Genomic DNA, 17,583 nt, shown 5'->3' with positions numbered 1-17,583 from the left:
GGGGTCGTCTTCGACGATCAATACGCTCAGGTCGTTGTTCATAGCGGCTCGGCAGGTAAAAGGCTTACCAACGGTAAACTGAGGATAAACGTGGTGCCACCATCCTCCGGATGCTCGACTCCCAAATGTCCGCCGGCGGCGGCACACAGGCTTGCCGAAAGCGTCAAGCCAAGGCCCAGGCCTTGTTCGCCGGGTTTGGTGGTGAAGAACGGTTCGAACAGATGCTTGCGAGCCTCCGGGTCGATGCCGTGGCCATTATCCCGCACCCGCAGGCGATACTTGCCATCGCTGCCTTGGCCTTCGAGCCACAGCTTCGGCGCGGGTTGCAGCTGCATCGCGTCAAGGGCATTGCCGATCAGGTTCACCAGGATCTGTTCCAGGCGCGTCTGGTCGATCTGGACCTGAACGTCTTCGAATGCCGTGTGGATCTGGATGTCGAGTTTTTCAAGGCGCGCGCCCAGCAATTGCAGCGCGGCCCCGACAGCCTTGCCCAGGCTCGCCCGGCCCTTGTCGTCGCCGCGCCGGGCGAAGGCGCGCAGGCTGGCGGTGATCCGACCCATGCGATCGATCAGGTCGTTGATGGTCCTGAGGTTGGCGCTGGCGATATCCAGCTGGCCCCTTTCCAAAAAGCGCACGGTATTGCCCGACAGGGTGCGCAGGGCGGCCAAAGGCTGGTTGAGTTCATGGGCGATGCTGGTGGACATCTGGCCGATGGCCGCCAGCTTGCCGGCTTGCACCAGTTCGTCCTGGGCGCGCCGCAAGGTCTCTTCGGCCTGCCGTCGTTCGCGGATCTGGCCCTTGAGCCGTTCGTTGCTGGCCCGCAGGTCGGTGGTGCGTTCGGTAATCCGACGTTCGAGCTGATTGTTGGCCTCTTGCAACGCTTCGCGAGCGGCGAGGCGGGTGGCGATGACTTTGCGACGTTCGTTCCAGGCGATCAGCAGGAAAGCCACCAGGGCAAACGCCACGGCCACCAGGATGCCTTGGTTGATCGCTTGGCGGCGCAGGTCTTCGAGCGGGGTCAGCAATGTGAAATTCCACGGTGTGTCGCTCAGCGGCCGGGTCTGGGAAAGGTAGCTGGTGGCGCGCTGGTCAGCCGCGATTTCAGTGTTGGCGGGGAAAGTCAGCTTCTCCATGCCCTCGGCCAGCCGTTCCCGCGCCAGAGGGATCAGCTCGTTGAGCGGGAACCAGTAATACTGCAGGCTGCGGGCCAGGCGCTCCTTGGTTTCGTCGCTCAGCGGACGCACCGATTTGAGCCGCCGCGCCGGATCGCTGGAGAGGATGATGATGCCGTTCTCATCGCTGACGAAGGCTTCCAGGCGGGCCCGCTGCCAGCGCTCCTCCATGGCTTCGAGGCGGACCTTGACCACGGCCACGCCGATGATCTTGCCTTGTTGCTCCAGGCCATGGGCCAGGTAATAACCGGGTTCGCCGCTGGTGCTGCCGATGCCATAGAAGCGCCCCGGCTGGCCGCGCACGGCGTTCTGGAAATAGGCGCGGAAAGACAAGTCTTCCCCCAGGTAGCTGTCGACGTCGCGCCAGTTGCTGGTGGCCATGACGCGGCCGGTGGTGTCCATGACGTAGATGGCCCGGCTGCGACTGCGCCGGTTCAGGCCCTCAAGGTATTCGTTGACGGTCTTGCGATGCTCGGGCGTCGGGTCGTCGAGCAATTTCGAGACGCTGGATTCAAGTTCCAGCAGGCTGGGCAAATAGGTGTATTTGCTGATTTCGCTCTCCACCGCGCGGGCGTGCAGCTCCAACTGACGCTCGCCATTCTCGGCGAGGCCGCGAATGCCATAGTGCTCGCTGATCCAGAAGCCGAGGTAACCCAGGCCGATCATCAACGCAATGACCAGCGGCGGCAGGAACAGATGGCGGATCAGGCGGGGTTTCACGGCGAGTGATGGCGGCGCGGCGCGATAAAGAGTGGGGTCGCATTTCATCACAGAAGCCTTGGGTCAACCACAACACAAATCGACAAGCCAACACTGGACCCTGTGGGAGCGAGCTTGCTCGCGATGACTGCTGACCCGTCGACAATGATGTTGACTGACAGTCCGCTATCGCGAGCAAGCTCGCTCCCACAGGGAATTGCGTGTTGTTTAGTGCTGCAGAATCTTCTCAAGGAAATGCTGTGCACGTTCGGAGCGGGCGCTGATGTCGCCGAAGAACTCTTCTTTCGGGCAGTCTTCGATGATCTGGCCCTGATCCATGAAGATCACCCGGTTCGCCACTTTGCGGGCGAAGCCCATTTCGTGGGTCACGCACATCATGGTCATGCCTTCGTGGGCCAGTTGCACCATCACGTCGAGCACTTCGTTGACCATTTCCGGGTCAAGCGCCGAGGTCGGTTCGTCGAACAGCATTACCACCGGGTCCATCGCCAGCGCACGGGCGATCGCCACGCGCTGCTGCTGGCCGCCGGAGAGCTGGCCCGGGTGCTTGTGGGCGTGGGCCGACAGACCGACGCGCTCTAGCAGTTGCAGGCCTTTCTTGGTGGCTTCTTCCTTGCTGCGGCCCAGCACCTTGATCTGCGCGATGGTCAGGTTTTCGGTGATGGTCAGGTGCGGGAACAGTTCGAAGTGCTGGAACACCATGCCCACCCGCGAACGCAGTTTCGGCAGGTTGGTCTTCGGGTCGGCGATGGACGTGCCATCGACCACGATGTCGCCTTTCTGGAAGGGCTCAAGGGCGTTCACGCACTTGATCAGCGTGGATTTGCCCGAACCCGACGGCCCGCACACCACCACAACCTCGCCTTTGCTGACCTCGGTGCTGCAATTGGTCAGTACCTGGAAGTCCCCATACCACTTGTTGATGTTTTTGATAGAGATCATACGGCGAACCTTTTTTGCAGACGCTTGACCAGCAGCGAGGCGGCAAAGCTGATTGTGAAGTACACGAGACCTGCGATGATCAGGAACTCATTGGAGCGGCCGATGATGTCGCCATTGGCTCGCGAAGCATTGAGGAAGTCCACCAGACCGACCGTGTAGACCAGCGAGGTGTCCTGAAACAGGATGATGCTCTGTTGCAGCAACAGCGGGGTCATCTTGCGGAACGCCTGGGGCAGGATGATCAGGCGCATGACCTGGCCATAATTCATGCCCAGTGCCTGTGCCGCGCCCATCTGGCCCTTGGGGATCGACTGCACGCCGGCCCGGACGATTTCGCAGAAGTACGCCGCCTCGAACATCATGAACGCCACGACGCAGGAGCCGAACGCGCCGATCGGCGTGTCTTCGCCAGTGATCCAGCGCAGCACGAACGGGACCGCCAGGTAGAACCAGGTGATGACCAGCAGCAGCGGGATCGAGCGGAAATAGTTGACGTAGGCGCCAGCGATGTTGGAGATCAGCTTGTTGTGGGACAGGCGCATCAGCGCCAGGATCGTCCCCAGGATAATCCCACCGACGACACCCAGGGCCATCAGCTTGAGGGTCATCACCATGCCGTTCCACAAGCCGGGAATGGCCGGGATGATGCCTGTGAAGTCGAATTCCATTATTTACCCCCCACGGAGATCAGGCCGGGCACCGCGACTTTCTTCTCGACCATGCGCATGAGCAGCATCAGGCTCATGTTCAACGTGAAGTAGATCAGCGTCGCCAGGGTAAAGGCTTCGAACAGGTTGGCCGAGAATTCGGCGGTCTGCTTGGTCTGCGCGAGCAGCTCCATCAGGCCGATCAACGACGCCACGGAGGAGTTCTTGAAGACGTTGAGGAATTCCGAGGTGAGCGGCGGAATGATGATCCGGTAAGCCTGGGGCAGCAGCACGTTCCAATAGATCTGCGGCAGTTTGAAGCCCATGGCCCGGGCAGCGGATTCCTGGCCGCGCGGCAGCGCCTGGATGCCGGTGCGCACCTGTTCGCAGACCCGCGCGGCGGTGAACAGGCCCAGGCACACGACAACGCTCAGGTAGGCCGAGGTGGTCGGGTTCAGGTCCTGCTTGTACCATTCCTGCATGTCGGCGGGCAGCAGGTCCGGCACCAGGAAGTACCAGATGAACAGTTGAACCAGCAGTGGCACGTTACGAAAGAGTTCCACGTAGCAAGTCGCGATGCCCGATACCAGCCGGTTCGGCACGGTACGCATCACACCGAGGATCGAGCCCAGCAGCAGGGCAATGATCCAGGCGACGACGGCGATGGCGATGGTCCAGCCCAGGCCGGCCACGTACCAGTCGAGATAAATCTCGCTGCCCACGCCGGTGGACTTGAAGAACACGCCCCAGTCCCAGTTGTAATTCATTAGGGTCTCCCCTCAGATCGTTCGATGTACAAGTATCTGCAGGGGGAAATCCTTTCCCGCCCAATCTTGAGGATCGGGCACACACTCACGGCTCGACTTACCGTTGCGAGTGTTTCCTTTGGTTCCAGCAGGGAATGACACACTCCTGGAAAGGGCCGAGCCCTTCCAGGAGGTAAGGTTAGTCAGAAATCAGGATTTCTTATCGTCAGCCGCTTTATCGGTCGGGTTGGCGATCAAAGCCTTGAGCTCGTCGCTCATCGGGAAGTTCAGGTTCAGATTTTTAGGCGGGATAGGCTGGGTGAACCATTTGTCGTAGATCTTGTTGATCTCGCCAGACTTGTAGCTGGCGACAATGGCGTCATCGACAACCTTTTTGAACGGCTCGTCGCCCTTACGCATCATGCAGCCATAGATTTCGTAGGATTGGGGAGTACCGGTTACTTCCCAGTCGGTCGCCCTCTTGGCCTTGGCGGCTTCGCCGGCCAGCAGGGCGTCATCCATCATGAACGCAACGGCACGGCCCGATTCCAGCATCTGGAAGGATTCGCCGTGGTCCTTGGCGGAGATGACGTTCATGCCCATTTGCTTGTCGGCATTCATCGCCTTGAGGATGCGCTCGGACGTGGTGCCGGCGGTGGTCACGACGTTCTTGCCCTTGAGATCGTCGAAATCCTTGTATTTGGAATCTTTCTTGGAGAGCAGCCGGGTGCCGATCTCGAAGATGCCAACCGAGAAGGCGACTTGTTGCTGACGCTCGACGTTGTTGGTGGTGGAGCCGCACTCCAGGTCCACGGTGCCGTTCTGCACCAGTGGGATGCGGGTCTGCGAGGTGACCAGGTTGTACTTGACCTGCAGGTTCGGCACGTCCAGCTCTTTTTTCAGGGCTTCGACGACTTGCAGCTGGATGTCATGGGAGTAGCCGACGGGCTTGCCGGAAGCGTCCGCGATATAGGAAAACGGAATGGAGGCGTCGCGGTGGCCGAGCGTGATGACGCCGGACTCTTTGATCTTTTTCAGCGTGCCGGTCAGTTCGGCTGCGAAAACCGGAGTGCTGATCAGAGCGGCAGCAACGGCTGCGCCCAGGAGATGGGGAACGATGCGCATCGATGTTTCCTCGACATTGTTTTTTTTGTATTCGGCCGGTTCACCGGCCCTGAGTGCTTCGAATGCCTGAAAGCTCCTGTTGTGTTGGCGTAACAGGCGTTCGTCTCCACGAGTGTAGAGCATGACTCGTGCCAGGCCAGTGGCCTATCACTATCATGTTGTTTTTAAAGGAAATTAAGGTTTTGTTTCAGCTTTTTGGTCTTTTGTTTATCCGGTTTGCCGAACTGACCGCTGGGTCGTGTTCGGAAAACCGAATGGCTTGAGCCCCACTAATCCGTGGGATAGGCGGTGTGTTCCAAAATGCAAAAAGCCCCTGGATCGTAGATTCAGGGGCTTTTGGTCTTGCGGGTACTGTCACGCCGCTTCAATCTTGCGCCGATTGTGCTCGACCTTTTGCAGATACTGCTGGAGCTTGTCCTGCTCGGCGGCGGTGGTAAACAAGCCCAGCTTGCTGCGGCGCCAGAGGATGTCCTGGGCATCGATGGCCCACTCGTCGCTGCACAGGTAATCGACTTCTCGGGTGTAGAGGCCTGCGCCGATGTGCTCGCCCAGGTCGACGAGGTTGTGTACGCCTTCGAGCATGCGCCAGGTGCGGCTGCCGTACGTGGTGGCCCAGCGGCGGGCGATGTCGGTCGGCAGCCAGTCGAACTTGTCGCGAATCGCCGAGCACAGCGCCTGCGGGGTCGTCATGTTTTCGCCCCCCGGCAAGGTTGCCAGGGCGGTCCAGCTTGGACGCATCTGCGTAAAGTATGGCGCCAGTTGCGCCATCGCCGATTCGGCCAGCTTGCGGTAAGTGGTCAGCTTGCCACCGAATACCGAAAGCAGTGGCGCCTCTTGACCTGCGGCAGAAAGCGCCAGCGTGTAATCCCGGGTTACGGCGGAAGGGTTGTCGGACTCGTCGTTGCACAACGGCCGGACGCCGGAATAACTGTGCAGGATGTCGTCGCGGCTGACCTGTTTCTTGAAGTGGGCGTTGACCACTTTCAGTAGGTAATCGGTTTCGCCTTCGGTAATCGCGACCTTCGCCGGATCGCCGGTGTATTCGCGATCTGTCGTGCCGATCAGGGTGAACTGGTTCAGGTAGGGGATAGTGAAGACAATGCGCTGGTCCTCGTTCTGGAGTATATGCGCATGCTCGCCTTCGTAGAGTTTCGGAACGATCAAGTGGCTGCCCTGAATCAGGCGGATACCGTAAGGCGATTCCATCTTCAGGTCGTCACGAATGAACTTGGCCACCCACGGGCCGGCGGCGTTCACCAGGGCCTTGGCCTGGATCGAAAACAGGCTGCCGTCGGCACGCTCCAGATGCAACTGCCACAGGCCCTTGCTGCGACGGGCGCTGACGCAGCGGGTGCGGGTATGGACGTGGGCGCCTTTTTCCCGTGCCGCCATGGCGTTGAGTACCACCAGCCGGGCGTCGTCAACCCAGCAGTCCGAGTATTCGAAGCCCTTGGTGATTTCGCTTTTCAGTACGCTGTCAGCGCCAAATTTCAAACTCCTGGAGCCGGCGAGCTGCTCGCGCTTGCCCAGGTGATCGTAAAGGAACAGGCCGGCGCGGATCATCCAGGCGGGGCGAAGGTGCGGCCGATGGGGCAGCACGAAGCGCATCTGCTTGACGATGTGTGGGGCTTTGGCCAGGAGGACTTCGCGCTCGGCCAGCGCTTCGCGCACCAGGCGGAATTCATAATGTTCGAGATAGCGCAGGCCGCCATGTATCAGCTTGCTGCTGGCTGAAGAAGTATGGCTGGCGAGGTCGTCCTTTTCGCAAAGGAACACCGAAAGGCCGCGACCGGCCGCGTCCGCAGCGATCCCCACGCCATTGATGCCGCCGCCTATAACGGCGATGTCATAGATCTCTGCGAGAGGGGGCGTAGGCAAGGTGGTAGTGGGCATCGGCTGGCCTCGGGCTCTTTTCGAAATATTTGAAATCGAACATTAATGTTCATTTGCGAAAAATACTAGCCCATAAAAACGGCAACGGCCAGTTGGATTCGATTGAAAATACTGATCGAGTGCCGCCGAAAGGAAAATTTTCGAACAAAAAGAGAATTGCGGAATGCTTCTGTGGCGAGGGGATAGACCCCCTCGCCACCAGGGTTCTGGGCATGGGGCGCGGAGCTAGACCACTTCCAATCGAATCTTGTGCTGGGTCAGCAGATGCGCCAGGGCTGGCACGGGCTGCTGGTCGGTTACCAGGCAATCGATCAGGCTGATCGGGCCCAGGCGGACCATGGCGTTGCGCCCGAATTTGCTGGAATCTGCTGCCAACAGCACCTGCCGAGCGTTGGCGATGATGGCTTGGGACACCCGCACTTCCTGGTAATCGAAGTCCAGCAGGCTTCCGTCCTCATCGATGCCGCTGATGCCCACCAGGGCGAAGTCGACCTTGAACTGGCTGATGAAGTCGACACTGGCCTGGCCAACCACGCCGCCGTCGCGTCGCACATTGCCGCCGGCGATCAGGACTTCGAAATCATCCTTTGCGCTGAGGATCGACGCCACGTGCAGGTTGTTGGTGATGACTTTGAGGTGGTTGTGATTGAGCAGCGCCCGGGCGATGGATTCGGTGGTGGTGCCGATGTTGATGAACAGCGACGCGTGATCGGGAATCTGGGCGGCGATGGCTTCGGCGATGCGTTGCTTCTCATCGCGCATCTGGTCCGCGCGCATGGCGTAGGCGGTGTTTTCCACGCTTGAATCGTAAGCCGCGCCGCCGTGATAGCGGCGCAACAGATTCGCTTCCGCCAATTGATTGATGTCGCGGCGGATGGTCTGTGGGGTGACGACGAATAATTGCGCCATTTCCTCGATGCTGACATAGCCGCGTTCGCGGACCAGTTCGAGGATTTGTTGCTGGCGGGGAGGCAGATTCATGGGGCTTCCTTTGGGCTGCCATTCAAAATTTGCCCATGATGCCGCAGGAATCCCCTCCCGACCAGTTTCAGAACTTTAGCGGGCCTTATTCGGCGTCTTCGTGGGGCTCCCAATCGCGGGTGCGGCTGACGGCTTTTTTCCAGCCGGCGTAGAGTTTTCCCTTGGCTTGCTCGTCCAGTTGCGGTTCGAACTCACGCTCGATTACCGCTTTGCCGCGCAGTTCTTCCAGGCTGCTCCAGAAACCGCACGCCAGGCCGGCCAGGTACGCTGCACCGAGGGCAGTGGTTTCGCGCATTTTTGGGCGTTCGACCTGGGTGCCAAGGATATCCGCCTGGAATTGCATGAGGAAGTTGTTAGCCACCGCGCCGCCGTCTACGCGCAAGGACTTGAGGCGCTCGCCGGAGTCTTGCTGCATGGCGTCGAGCAGATCGCGGGTCTGGTAGGCGATGGATTCGAGCGTGGCCCGGATAATATGGTCGACCCGCACGCCACGGGTCAGGCCGAACAGCGCGCCACGGGCATAAGGGTCCCAGTAAGGCGCGCCCAGGCCAGTGAACGCCGGGACCAGATACACCCCATTGCTGTCCTTGACCTTGTTGGCGAAGTACTCGGTGTCGAGCGCATCGTTGATGATCTTCAGTTCATCGCGCAGCCACTGAACGGTAGACCCGCCATTGAACACTGCGCCTTCCAGGGCATAGGCCACTTCACCGCGAGGGCCGCAGGCGATGGTGGTGAGCATGCCGTGATTGGATTTGACCGCTTTGTCACCGGTATTCATCAGCAGGAAACAGCCGGTGCCGTAGGTGTTTTTCGCCTGGCCCGGTTCCACGCACATCTGGCCGAACAGGGCGGCCTGCTGGTCACCGGCGATACCGCCGATGGCGATGCCGCTCTTGGTGCGGCCGTAGATTTGTGAGGACGATTTGACCTCCGGCAGCATTTCCCGAGGGATGTTGAGGATGTCGAGCATCTTCGCGTCCCACTCAAGCGTATGGATGTTGAAAAGCATGGTGCGCGAGGCGTTGGTGTAGTCGGTGACATGGACCTTGCCGCCGGTAAATTTCCAGATCAGCCAGCTGTCCACGGTGCCGAACAGCAACTCGCCGTTGCGTGCGCGCTCGCGGCTCCCTTCGACGTTATCCAGGATCCACTTGAGCTTGGTGCCGGAGAAATACGGATCGGTGACCAGGCCAGTGGCTTCGCTGATGTATTGCTCATGGCCGTCACGCTTGAGCTGCTGGCAGATTTCAGTGCTGCGCCGACATTGCCAGACAATGGCGTTGTAGATCGGCCTGCCGGTCGACTTGTCCCAGACCACCGTGGTTTCGCGCTGGTTGGTGATGCCGATGGCGGCGACCTGGTCGTGATGCAGCCCGGCCTGGGCAAGCGCTTCGACCATGACCGCGCTCTGGGTGGCGAAGATCTCCATCGGGTCGTGTTCGACCCAGCCTGGCTGTGGGTAATGCTGGACGAATTCTCGTTGGGCCGTGCAGACCACGTTGGCGTCACGGTCGAAAATAATGGCACGTGAGCTGGTCGTGCCCTGGTCGAGGGCAATGATGTAGTTCTTATTCTCAATGTCGGTCATGTCGATTGCCTTGGGACTTAGGTAACGTAATTAAGGAAGAGGCCAGGGCGGGGGCTCGAATGACAGGCGCCCGCGCCGACTGTTTCAGGACGTTCTGGGCTTGCCATCAATGGCCGGCTCTGGCTCCTTTGCAGCAACCACGGCGCTGGGCAGGTGGCGAGCGATGAGCCCGCGATAAGCAGCAGCACCCAGGCATGCGCCAAGGATCGGCGCAAAAATCGGTACGAGGAAGTATGGAATGTCACGCGCCCCGGTGAGTGAAATTTCACCCCAGCCAGCGAAGAAAGTCATCAATTTCGGACCGAAATCCCGCGCCGGGTTCATCGCGAAACCTGTCAGTGGCCCCATCGAACTGCCGATCACGGCGATCAGCAAGCCGATCAGCAGCGGCGCCAGCGGGCCGCGCGGTAGGCCGTTGTTATCATCGGTCAAGGACATGACCACGCCCATCAGGATGGCGGTGATGATCATCTCGACCAGGAAAGCTTGGCCGGTGGACAGTGCCGGGTGGGGGTAGGTGGAGAACACCGACGCCAGTTCGAGGCTGGCCACGGTGCCCCGGATCATGTGGCGGGACTGTTCGAAATCGAAGAACAAATTGCTGTACAGCGTGTAGACCAGCAGTGCGCCGCAGAACGCGCCGGTCACTTGGCAAACGATATAGAAAGGCAGTTTGCGTTTTTCGAAGTCAGTGAAAATGCACAGGGCGATGCTGACGGCGGGGTTCAGGTGTGCGCCGGAAATGCCCGCGCTGAGATAAATCGCCATGCTGACACCGACGCCCCAGATGATGCTGATTTCCCACAAGCCGAAACTGGCGCCCGCGACCTTGAGCGCTGCAACGCAACCGGTGCCGAAAAAAATCAACAGGGCCGTACCCAGGAACTCCGCCAGGCATTGGCTGGAGAGCGAAGGTTGTTGTAAAGCAGTCGTCATTCAAACCTCGGTTCTTTTTGTTGTCCTGCGCGGCGGAAAACAACCCGTCGTCGCCTTTTCGCCGAGTGCCGGATCCCCATCCTGCGCTCGGGGTGTTGCTTGAGACACGCGTTTCTGCTTTCAGTTTCGAAAAAATATAGACAAGAAACGCCGCTGTCAAAGGTCGAAAGTGAACCGTCGGTCATATTGGGATTATTCGTTCCATGAATGAATTTTTTCGGCGTGGCGCGGCGTCGACATCGGCGGTCTGCGCAGCCTTTTGCCTGGGGATCGCTTAGAATTCTCGCCACTCTTTATGTTGTTTCCCTGTCAGGAGCGGTCATGACCCCCGCATTGGATCTGCTGAAAAAAGTGCGTGCCGAACATCGTATTCACAGTTACGAACATGACCCCAAGGCCGCGTCCTATGGTCTGGAAGCCGCAGAGAAACTGGCTCTGGAACCGGCGCGAGTGTTCAAGACGCTGTTGGCCGCGAGCGAGAAAGGTGAATTGCTGGTGGCGGTGGTGCCGGTCGCCGGGAGTCTGGACCTCAAAGCGCTGGCCCATGCGGCCGGGGTAAAGAAAGTCGAGATGGCCGATCCAGCCGCCGCGCAGCGTTCGACAGGTTATTTGCTGGGGGGCATCAGTCCGCTGGGACAGAAGAAGCGCCTGCGCACGTTTATCGACTCATCCGCACAGCCGTTCCCCACTGTGTTCGTCAGCGCGGGAAGACGAGGCCTGGAGGTGGAGTTGGCGCCCGCGTTGCTGGCGGAGCATACCGGAGCGGCGTTTGCGGATATTGGCCGCGGGTGAGGAGCAAGCGCCTCTGCCAGGATGAATCTTTCCAACCGTCCAGGCGTCCAACCCTTCAATGTGTAAGGCGAAAATTGTGTCGATCTGTCACTGGATAAACGGTGCCTGCGCAGCTCATGCTCACGCATCATAAAAAAGGAGATGTGCCATGCAGCTTGCGTTTCATCAGGTCGATGCGTTCAGTGACCGGCCCTTTGGCGGTAACCCGGCGATGGTCTATCGGCTCGATGCCTGGCTTGCCGATGACCTGATGCAAAAGATTGCCGCCGAACATAACCTGGCTGAAACCGCGTTTTTGGTGCGCGAAAACCAGCACTGGCATATCCGCTGGTTCACCCCGACCACCGAGGTGCCCTTGTGTGGTCATGCCACGTTGGCCAGCGCTTATGTGTTGTTCGAGGTCTATCACGAAACCGTGGAGCGGCTGGACTTCATCTGCAAATCCGGAGCGCTGAGCGTCACGCGCGAGGGCGAACGGCTGTGGTTGGATTTCCCTGCCATCGTGCCGGCTGAATTGGGCGCGTCCCTGGCGGTCCAGAGTGCCTTGGGTGTCGAGGCGGTGGATGTGCTGAGTTCCAACGAATTGTTCGTGGTATTGGAGTCGGAGCAGGCGGTGCTCGAATGCAAGCCGGACATGGCGGCCCTGGCGAAACTGCCATGGCCTGGCGCGATCGTGACCGCGCCGGGGAGCAAGCACGATTTCGTCTCGCGCTATTTTGCTCCGGCGATTGGTATCAATGAGGATCCGGTCACCGGGTCGACTCATTGCAGCCTTATTCCCTACTGGTCCAAGCGGCTGAACAAGCTCGGGCTGACGGCGTATCAATGCTCGGCCAGGGGAGGGGCATTGTTCTGCCGGCTGGAAGGTGACCGGGTGAAGATCGGTGGGCATGCCACGTTGGTGGCCAGCGGGACTCTATCAGTCGGTTGAAGTCAATGAGGTTCTGTGGGGGCGCTTGCTCGCTCCCACAGGGTGTAGCGTCAATTGGCGACGCTATGCCGTCGCACGCCGCTGTCGATCGACGGCAAATGCGCTGCCGTACTGCCCGAGGCCTGGAACAGCACCAGGTGTTCGGCGGCCACGCGAATACCGATAGTCGCCCCGACCTGATGGTCGGCGTGGCTTGGGAAAATCGATTCCAGTTGCGCACCCGTCGGCAATTGCAGGCGATACAAGGTCGAAGCGCCCAGAAAAGTCTTACCGACGATGGTAGCCGTGAGCGGACTGTCAGGCGCGTAGACGATATCGTCCGGGCGCAGCAGCACATCCACGGCGCTGCCGATGGGCCAGGTATAGGCCCGGTTTCCCCGTAGCGTCCCCAATTCGGTCTGCACTGATTCCGGGCTGTCGAGCCGGCCTCGGATGAAATAGCCCTGGCCGATAAAGCTGGCGACATAAGGCGTCAGGGGTTCGTGGTAAAGGTTGTAGGGCGTATCCCACTGTTCCAGCCGACCCTCCCGGAATACGCCGACATGATCACTCACGGCGAAGGCTTCTTCCTGGTCATGGGTCACCAGAATCGCGCTGGTGCCGCGAGCCTTGAGGATGTCCCGCACCTCATGGCTGAGCTTGCGTCGCAGCTCGCCATCGAGGTTGGAGAAGGGCTCGTCGAGCAGCAGCAATTGCGGCTCGGGCGCCAATGCCCTGGCGAGCGCCACGCGTTGTTGCTGGCCTCCGGAGAGCTCATGGGGAAAACGTTTACCGAGGTTCTTCAGGTTGACCAGTTCCAGCAGCTCTTCGACCACACGGTTCTTGCCAGGGTGTTTACGAATGCCGAATGCCATGTTCTCGGCGACGCTGAGGTGCGGGAACAGTGCATAGTCCTGGAATACCATGCCGATGCGACGTTTTTCCGGGGCCAAGGTGAAACCCGCGCGGGAAATGATTTCCCCGGCCAACTGGATCTCGCCTTCGTGTACCGGTTCGAAACCGGCGATGGCCCGCAGGGTCGTGGTCTTGCCGCACCCGGACGAGCCCAGCAAGCAGCCGATGTCGCCCGCATTGAGGTGCAGGTTGAGGTTCTGGACGACTCGCTGGTCCTGGTACCCGCAGGCCAGGTTATGCAGATTCAGTAACAAGGAGTGACTCATGCGTGGTGATACGCCGGCTCGACGAGGAATTCGAGCAGGGCCTTCTGTGCGTGGAGACGGTTTTCTGCCTGGTCCCAAGCGACGGATCGCGGGTCTTCCAGCAGGTCGAGGCTGATTTCCTCGCCGCGATGGGCGGGCAGGCAATGCATGAACAGCACCTCGGCGTCCGCCAGGTCGAGCAGGGCCCGTGTGACCTGCAACGGCGCGAACAGCTTGACGCGCTTGGCGGCTTCCTCTTCCTGGCCCATGGAGGTCCAGACGTCGGTGCTCACCAGGTGCGCGCCGGCCACGGCCAGCTTCGGATCACGGACCAGCGACACCCGGTCCCCGGCCTTGGCGAGCAGTTCTGCATCCGGGTCATAGCCTTCAGGGCAAGCGATCCGTAGCTGGAAGTCGAATTGCATCGACGCTTCTATATAGCTGTTGCACATGTTGTTGCCATCGCCGACCCAGGCAACGGTTTTGCCCTGGATCGAGCCGCGGTGCTCGAGGAAGGTCTGCATGTCGGCCAACAGCTGGCAAGGGTGCAGATCGTCGGATAGGCCGTTGATCACCGGCACGCGGGAATAGGCGGCGAATTCGGTGAGGGTGCTGTGGGCAAAGGTACGGATCATCACGGCGTCGAGCATGCTCGACATGACGATGGCGCAATCGCTGATCGGCTCGCCACGTCCCAGTTGAGTGTCGCGGGGCGACAGGAAAATCGCCTGGCCGCCAAGCTGGATCATGCCGGCTTCGAAAGAGATGCGCGTGCGCGTGGATGACTTCTCGAAAATCATCCCCAGCACACGGTTTTTCAAGGGCTCGAACAGTACGCCGCGTTTACGCAGGTCCTTGAGCTCAACGCCTCGACGGATCACGGCGAGCAACTCATCGGGCGTGAAATCCATCAGGGAGAGAAAGTGCCTTGCGCTCATGATTGACTACCTTTTTGTAACGAACCGCAGATGCTCAGAGCCTTGTTTCATGGAAAAACGGGCGAGACCTGCGGCAAAAGCCGCACGGGGCGACGAAATAGGGGAAAGGCGCGATATTGACATTAAATGTCGCGTCTTACCAATAGGGCTACGGTTATGAGGGATTTCAGCGAGGCCAATGCAGAGTTGCATTGGCGTGGTTGAGGCCGGTTTCCTGACAGCAGCGGGTTCATTTGTACACTGGCGTTGCGTCGCTTGGCAATCGAGCAGGGCGGGCATCGGGTGGTTGGCGGTCGGTTTTTGACCCGCTGGCCCGGGTCGTCGGTCTGTTGCCCAATGTGAAATATTTCCTAATGCAGGACCCTGGGTTATAAATGAACCCCTAGCCGCAGGAGCCCCGAAATGGATTCGAAAGAGCAACGACTGATGGAACTGTTGGGGCTGACGGCACGCACCCTGACCCACCTGACCGCTTCGGTGACGTCCATGTCATTCGAATTGCTGCGCAGCGATGACGAAGTGACCAAGGCGGCGGGGCGCCGCATGATCGATCGGATGGCCACGATCAGCGGTGGTCTCGATGAGCACTGGCGCTTGATTGGCGAGTTGACCGGGGTGCCCATGGCCCAGGAGGAAGTGCAGACCATCGAGGAGATCCAACTGCTGGCGCCTCCTCCCGAGCAGCCTTGACAGCGACGCATCGGCGGGCCTGATGCCTGGCGATTCACAGGACGAACGTCGCTGGCGCTACCGGGCATCCCGCGCCATAGTTTTGTTCCCGCGGCCCAAAGTGCCCGCTACGAATAAAACAGAGGCTGGCCATGACCAAGACCCTCCATCACCGTGCGTGCCATCTGTGCGAGGCCATCTGTGGCCTGACTCTCGAAACCACCGAAACCGAAGGCCAAGGCCTGGCGATCACCTCGATCAAGGGTGATCCGCTGGACAGTTTCAGTCGTGGGCACATCTGCCCCAAGGCCGTGGCGTTGCAGGATATCCAGAACGATCCGGACCGTCTGCGCCAGCCCATGCAACGAGTCGGCGGCGAGTGGCAGCCCATCGCCTGGGACGACGCCTTTGCCTTGGTGGCCGAACGCCTTGCGGCGATCCAGGAGCGCCACGGCCAGAACGCGGTGGGGGTCTATCAGGGCAACCCCAGCGTGCACAACTATGGATTGATGACTCACAGCAACTATTTCCTCGGCTTGTTGAAAACCCGCAGCCGCTTTTCGGCGACTTCGGTTGATCAATTGCCCCATCACCTGACCAGTCACTTGATGTACGGTCACGGCTTGCTGCTGCCGATACCGGACATCGATCACACCGATTTCATGCTGATCCTGGGGGGTAACCCGCTGGCTTCCAATGGCAGCATCATGACCGTGCCGGATGTGGAGAAACGGCTGAAGGCAATCCAGTCCCGGGGCGGCCGGGTGGTGGTGGTTGATCCGCGGCGCAGCGAGACGGCGGCCATCGCCGACCAGCATGTATTCGTACGCCCCGGCGGCGATGCCGCGCTGCTGTTTGGCTTGCTTGGCACCTTGTTCAGCGAAGGACTGACGCGTGACAGTCATTTGCCGGTGGACGGCCTCGAAGAGGTCCGACAGGCCGTTGCACCTTTCACCGCAGAGGCCATGAGCCCGCTTTGTGGGGTGCCTGCCCCGCAGATCCGCCAATTGGCCCGTGATTTCGCTGCCGCGCCGTCGGCCGTGTGCTATGGCAGGATGGGTGTTTCGACCCAGGCTTTCGGCACGCTGTGCCACTGGCTGATCCAAGTGATCAACCTGGTGACCGGCAATCTCGATCGAGTGGGCGGGGCACTGTGCACCGAGCCAGCGGTGGATTTGGTGGCGACCACTTCGGGCGGGCATTTCAATCGCTGGCAAAGCCGTGTATCCGGGCGTCCCGAATATGCGGGCGAGTTGCCTGTATCGACCCTCGCTGAAGAAATGCTCACCGAGGGCGAAGGGCAGATCCGTGCGCTGGTCACCGTGGCCGGCAACCCCGTGCTGTCCACGCCTAACGGACGGCAGCTCGAGCAAGCGCTGGATGGGCTTGAGTTCATGGTCAGCATCGACTTGTACATCAACGAAACCACGCGCTACGCCGACTTGATCCTGCCGTCGACCTCGGCCCTGGAAAATGATCATTACGACACCACGTTCAACCTGTTCGCCGTGCGTAACGTCAGCCGCTTCAACCGGGCCATCCTGCCCAAGCCCGAGGGAGCGCTGCACGATTGGGAAATTTTTGTCGGCCTGGCCAAGGCTTTTGCCGCCCGGACCGGCAAGGAGCTCAAGCCGACGATGCCGCCGGCGCAGATGATCGATTTCGGCCTGCGAGCCGGGATGTATGGCGATGCTTCGCCCTACAGGTTGTCCTTGGCAACGCTGTTCGATCATCCCCACGGTATCGATCTCGGAGCGCTCAAGCCCAATCTGACGGCCCGGTTGAAAACCGAAAATGGCCGCGTGCAGGCTGCGCCCGCCGTCATCCTCGCCGACCTGGCGCGCTTTGCCGCGTTGCGAGCGCCGGCAGCGGACGAGTTGCTGATGATTGGCCGGCGCCATGTGCGCAGCAATAACTCATGGATGCATAATTTCCACCGGCTGGTGAAAGGCAAGCCGCGTCATCAATTGCTGATGCATCCGCAAGACCTTGCCAGCCGGGGGCTGGTCGATGGGCAGCGCGTGAAGGTCAGCTCCCGGGTCGGCGTGATTGAAGTGGAGGTCCAGAGCAGCCCGGACATGATGAAAGGCGTGGTCAGCCTTCCTCACGGTTGGGGGCATGCTCGTCCTGGCGTGCAGATGACCATCGCCAGCGGACAGCCTGGGTCCAGCGCCAACGACCTGACCGATGAGCGCCAGCTCGATGAGTTATCCGGCAACGCGGCGCTGAACGGTGTTCCGGTGAAGGTGGCGGCTGCGTAAAATTGTCCCCGGGGCGGACCGAGCAAGGTGCTCGGCTTTCCGTTACAATGCGCCACCGTGTCGACATCTGTAGTCGCAAAAGTTCAAGCCGAGGTGCTCC

Annotated in this window: 15 protein-coding genes; 4 read left to right on the top strand and 11 right to left on the bottom strand. The window is 60.2% G+C overall.

Annotation, left to right across the window (positions count from 1 at the left end):
* Positions 1-38 precede the first annotated feature (38 nt).
* The 9 genes from aauS to M1D68_RS19525 form a co-directional block, all read right to left on the bottom strand.
* Positions 39-1,940 carry a two-component sensor histidine kinase AauS gene (aauS, locus tag M1D68_RS19565; protein ID WP_434560307.1) on the bottom strand — a complete coding sequence of 634 codons (1,902 nt, stop codon included), beginning with the start codon at positions 1,938-1,940 and terminating at the stop codon, positions 39-41.
* A 159-nt stretch (positions 1,941-2,099) separates the two neighbouring features.
* Complete coding sequence (locus tag M1D68_RS19560; RefSeq protein ID WP_018614195.1) at positions 2,100-2,834, bottom strand: amino acid ABC transporter ATP-binding protein; 735 nt, start codon at positions 2,832-2,834, stop codon at positions 2,100-2,102.
* Positions 2,831-3,502 carry an amino acid ABC transporter permease gene (locus M1D68_RS19555; protein WP_030140772.1) on the bottom strand — a complete coding sequence of 224 codons (672 nt, stop codon included), beginning with the start codon at positions 3,500-3,502 and terminating at the stop codon, positions 2,831-2,833. The genes M1D68_RS19560 and M1D68_RS19555 overlap by 4 nt, the downstream gene beginning before the upstream one ends.
* Positions 3,502-4,248, bottom strand: a complete 747-nt coding sequence (locus M1D68_RS19550) for an amino acid ABC transporter permease (RefSeq protein ID WP_053124568.1) — start codon at positions 4,246-4,248, stop codon at positions 3,502-3,504. Before M1D68_RS19550 ends, M1D68_RS19555 begins: the two co-directional genes overlap by 1 nt.
* A gap of 189 nt (positions 4,249-4,437) precedes the next feature.
* Positions 4,438-5,352, bottom strand: a complete 915-nt coding sequence (locus M1D68_RS19545) for a glutamate/aspartate ABC transporter substrate-binding protein (RefSeq protein WP_420765237.1) — start codon at positions 5,350-5,352, stop codon at positions 4,438-4,440.
* 354 nt (positions 5,353-5,706) lie between these two features.
* The gene (gene glpD / locus M1D68_RS19540; RefSeq protein ID WP_420765236.1) at positions 5,707-7,245 is read right to left on the bottom strand and encodes a glycerol-3-phosphate dehydrogenase; all 1,539 of its coding nucleotides are present in this window, start codon (positions 7,243-7,245) and stop codon (positions 5,707-5,709) included.
* A gap of 225 nt (positions 7,246-7,470) precedes the next feature.
* Positions 7,471-8,226 carry a DeoR/GlpR family transcriptional regulator gene (locus tag M1D68_RS19535; RefSeq protein ID WP_420765235.1) on the bottom strand — a complete coding sequence of 252 codons (756 nt, stop codon included), beginning with the start codon at positions 8,224-8,226 and terminating at the stop codon, positions 7,471-7,473.
* A gap of 85 nt (positions 8,227-8,311) precedes the next feature.
* Positions 8,312-9,817, bottom strand: coding sequence for a glycerol kinase GlpK (gene glpK / locus M1D68_RS19530; RefSeq protein ID WP_457968061.1), 1,506 nt, complete (start codon positions 9,815-9,817; stop codon positions 8,312-8,314).
* A gap of 84 nt (positions 9,818-9,901) precedes the next feature.
* Positions 9,902-10,753, bottom strand: a complete 852-nt coding sequence (locus M1D68_RS19525) for an MIP/aquaporin family protein (protein WP_457968060.1) — start codon at positions 10,751-10,753, stop codon at positions 9,902-9,904.
* A 321-nt stretch (positions 10,754-11,074) separates the two neighbouring features.
* On the opposite strand from M1D68_RS19525, the gene ybaK reads away from it, so the two are divergent.
* On the top strand, positions 11,075-11,545 hold the full coding sequence (gene ybaK, locus M1D68_RS19520; protein WP_420765231.1) for a Cys-tRNA(Pro) deacylase: 471 nt from the start codon (positions 11,075-11,077) through the stop codon (positions 11,543-11,545).
* A gap of 148 nt (positions 11,546-11,693) precedes the next feature.
* Positions 11,694-12,476: a PhzF family phenazine biosynthesis protein gene (locus tag M1D68_RS19515; RefSeq protein ID WP_420765230.1), complete on the top strand. Its 783-nt coding sequence runs from the start codon at positions 11,694-11,696 to the stop codon at positions 12,474-12,476.
* A 50-nt stretch (positions 12,477-12,526) separates the two neighbouring features.
* On the opposite strand, the gene M1D68_RS19510 is transcribed toward M1D68_RS19515, so the two are convergent.
* On the bottom strand, positions 12,527-13,636 hold the full coding sequence (locus M1D68_RS19510; RefSeq protein ID WP_457968059.1) for an ABC transporter ATP-binding protein: 1,110 nt from the start codon (positions 13,634-13,636) through the stop codon (positions 12,527-12,529).
* Positions 13,633-14,553 (bottom strand): ornithine carbamoyltransferase, encoded by a 921-nt coding sequence (gene argF, locus M1D68_RS19505; protein WP_434560299.1) that lies wholly within the window; start codon positions 14,551-14,553, stop codon positions 13,633-13,635. Before argF ends, M1D68_RS19510 begins: the two co-directional genes overlap by 4 nt.
* Before the next feature lie 402 nt (positions 14,554-14,955).
* On the opposite strand from argF, the gene M1D68_RS19500 reads away from it, so the two are divergent.
* Entirely contained in the window at positions 14,956-15,243 is a 288-nt protein-coding gene (locus M1D68_RS19500; protein WP_420765227.1) for a hypothetical protein, read from the top strand.
* A 131-nt stretch (positions 15,244-15,374) separates the two neighbouring features.
* The gene (locus M1D68_RS19495) at positions 15,375-17,483 is read left to right on the top strand and encodes a molybdopterin oxidoreductase family protein (RefSeq protein ID WP_434607413.1); all 2,109 of its coding nucleotides are present in this window, start codon (positions 15,375-15,377) and stop codon (positions 17,481-17,483) included.
* Positions 17,484-17,583: the final 100 nt, after the last annotated feature.

It is taken from the genome of Pseudomonas sp. R4-84 (assembly GCF_054130985.1).
Note: the sequence above shows the minus strand (reverse complement) of the source record. Positions and strands in the feature narration are given on the sequence as shown.

What these genes read in the sequence shown, in the direction of transcription:
- aauS (WP_434560307.1), bottom strand. Translation starts at nt 1,940, where the DNA reads ATGAAATGCGACCCCACTCTTTATCGCGCCGCGCCGCCATCACTCGCC.
- M1D68_RS19560 (WP_018614195.1), bottom strand. Translation starts at nt 2,834, where the DNA reads ATGATCTCTATCAAAAACATCAACAAGTGGTATGGGGACTTCCAGGTA.
- M1D68_RS19555 (WP_030140772.1), bottom strand. Translation starts at nt 3,502, where the DNA reads ATGGAATTCGACTTCACAGGCATCATCCCGGCCATTCCCGGCTTGTGG.
- M1D68_RS19550 (WP_053124568.1), bottom strand. Translation starts at nt 4,248, where the DNA reads ATGAATTACAACTGGGACTGGGGCGTGTTCTTCAAGTCCACCGGCGTG.
- M1D68_RS19545 (WP_420765237.1), bottom strand. Translation starts at nt 5,352, where the DNA reads ATGCGCATCGTTCCCCATCTCCTGGGCGCAGCCGTTGCTGCCGCTCTG.
- glpD (WP_420765236.1), bottom strand. Translation starts at nt 7,245, where the DNA reads ATGCCCACTACCACCTTGCCTACGCCCCCTCTCGCAGAGATCTATGAC.
- M1D68_RS19535 (WP_420765235.1), bottom strand. Translation starts at nt 8,226, where the DNA reads ATGAATCTGCCTCCCCGCCAGCAACAAATCCTCGAACTGGTCCGCGAA.
- glpK (WP_457968061.1), bottom strand. Translation starts at nt 9,817, where the DNA reads ATGACCGACATTGAGAATAAGAACTACATCATTGCCCTCGACCAGGGC.
- M1D68_RS19525 (WP_457968060.1), bottom strand. Translation starts at nt 10,753, where the DNA reads ATGACGACTGCTTTACAACAACCTTCGCTCTCCAGCCAATGCCTGGCG.
- ybaK (WP_420765231.1), top strand. Translation starts at nt 11,075, where the DNA reads ATGACCCCCGCATTGGATCTGCTGAAAAAAGTGCGTGCCGAACATCGT.
- M1D68_RS19515 (WP_420765230.1), top strand. Translation starts at nt 11,694, where the DNA reads ATGCAGCTTGCGTTTCATCAGGTCGATGCGTTCAGTGACCGGCCCTTT.
- M1D68_RS19510 (WP_457968059.1), bottom strand. Translation starts at nt 13,636, where the DNA reads ATGAGTCACTCCTTGTTACTGAATCTGCATAACCTGGCCTGCGGGTAC.
- argF (WP_434560299.1), bottom strand. Translation starts at nt 14,553, where the DNA reads ATGAGCGCAAGGCACTTTCTCTCCCTGATGGATTTCACGCCCGATGAG.
- M1D68_RS19500 (WP_420765227.1), top strand. Translation starts at nt 14,956, where the DNA reads ATGGATTCGAAAGAGCAACGACTGATGGAACTGTTGGGGCTGACGGCA.
- M1D68_RS19495 (WP_434607413.1), top strand. Translation starts at nt 15,375, where the DNA reads ATGACCAAGACCCTCCATCACCGTGCGTGCCATCTGTGCGAGGCCATC.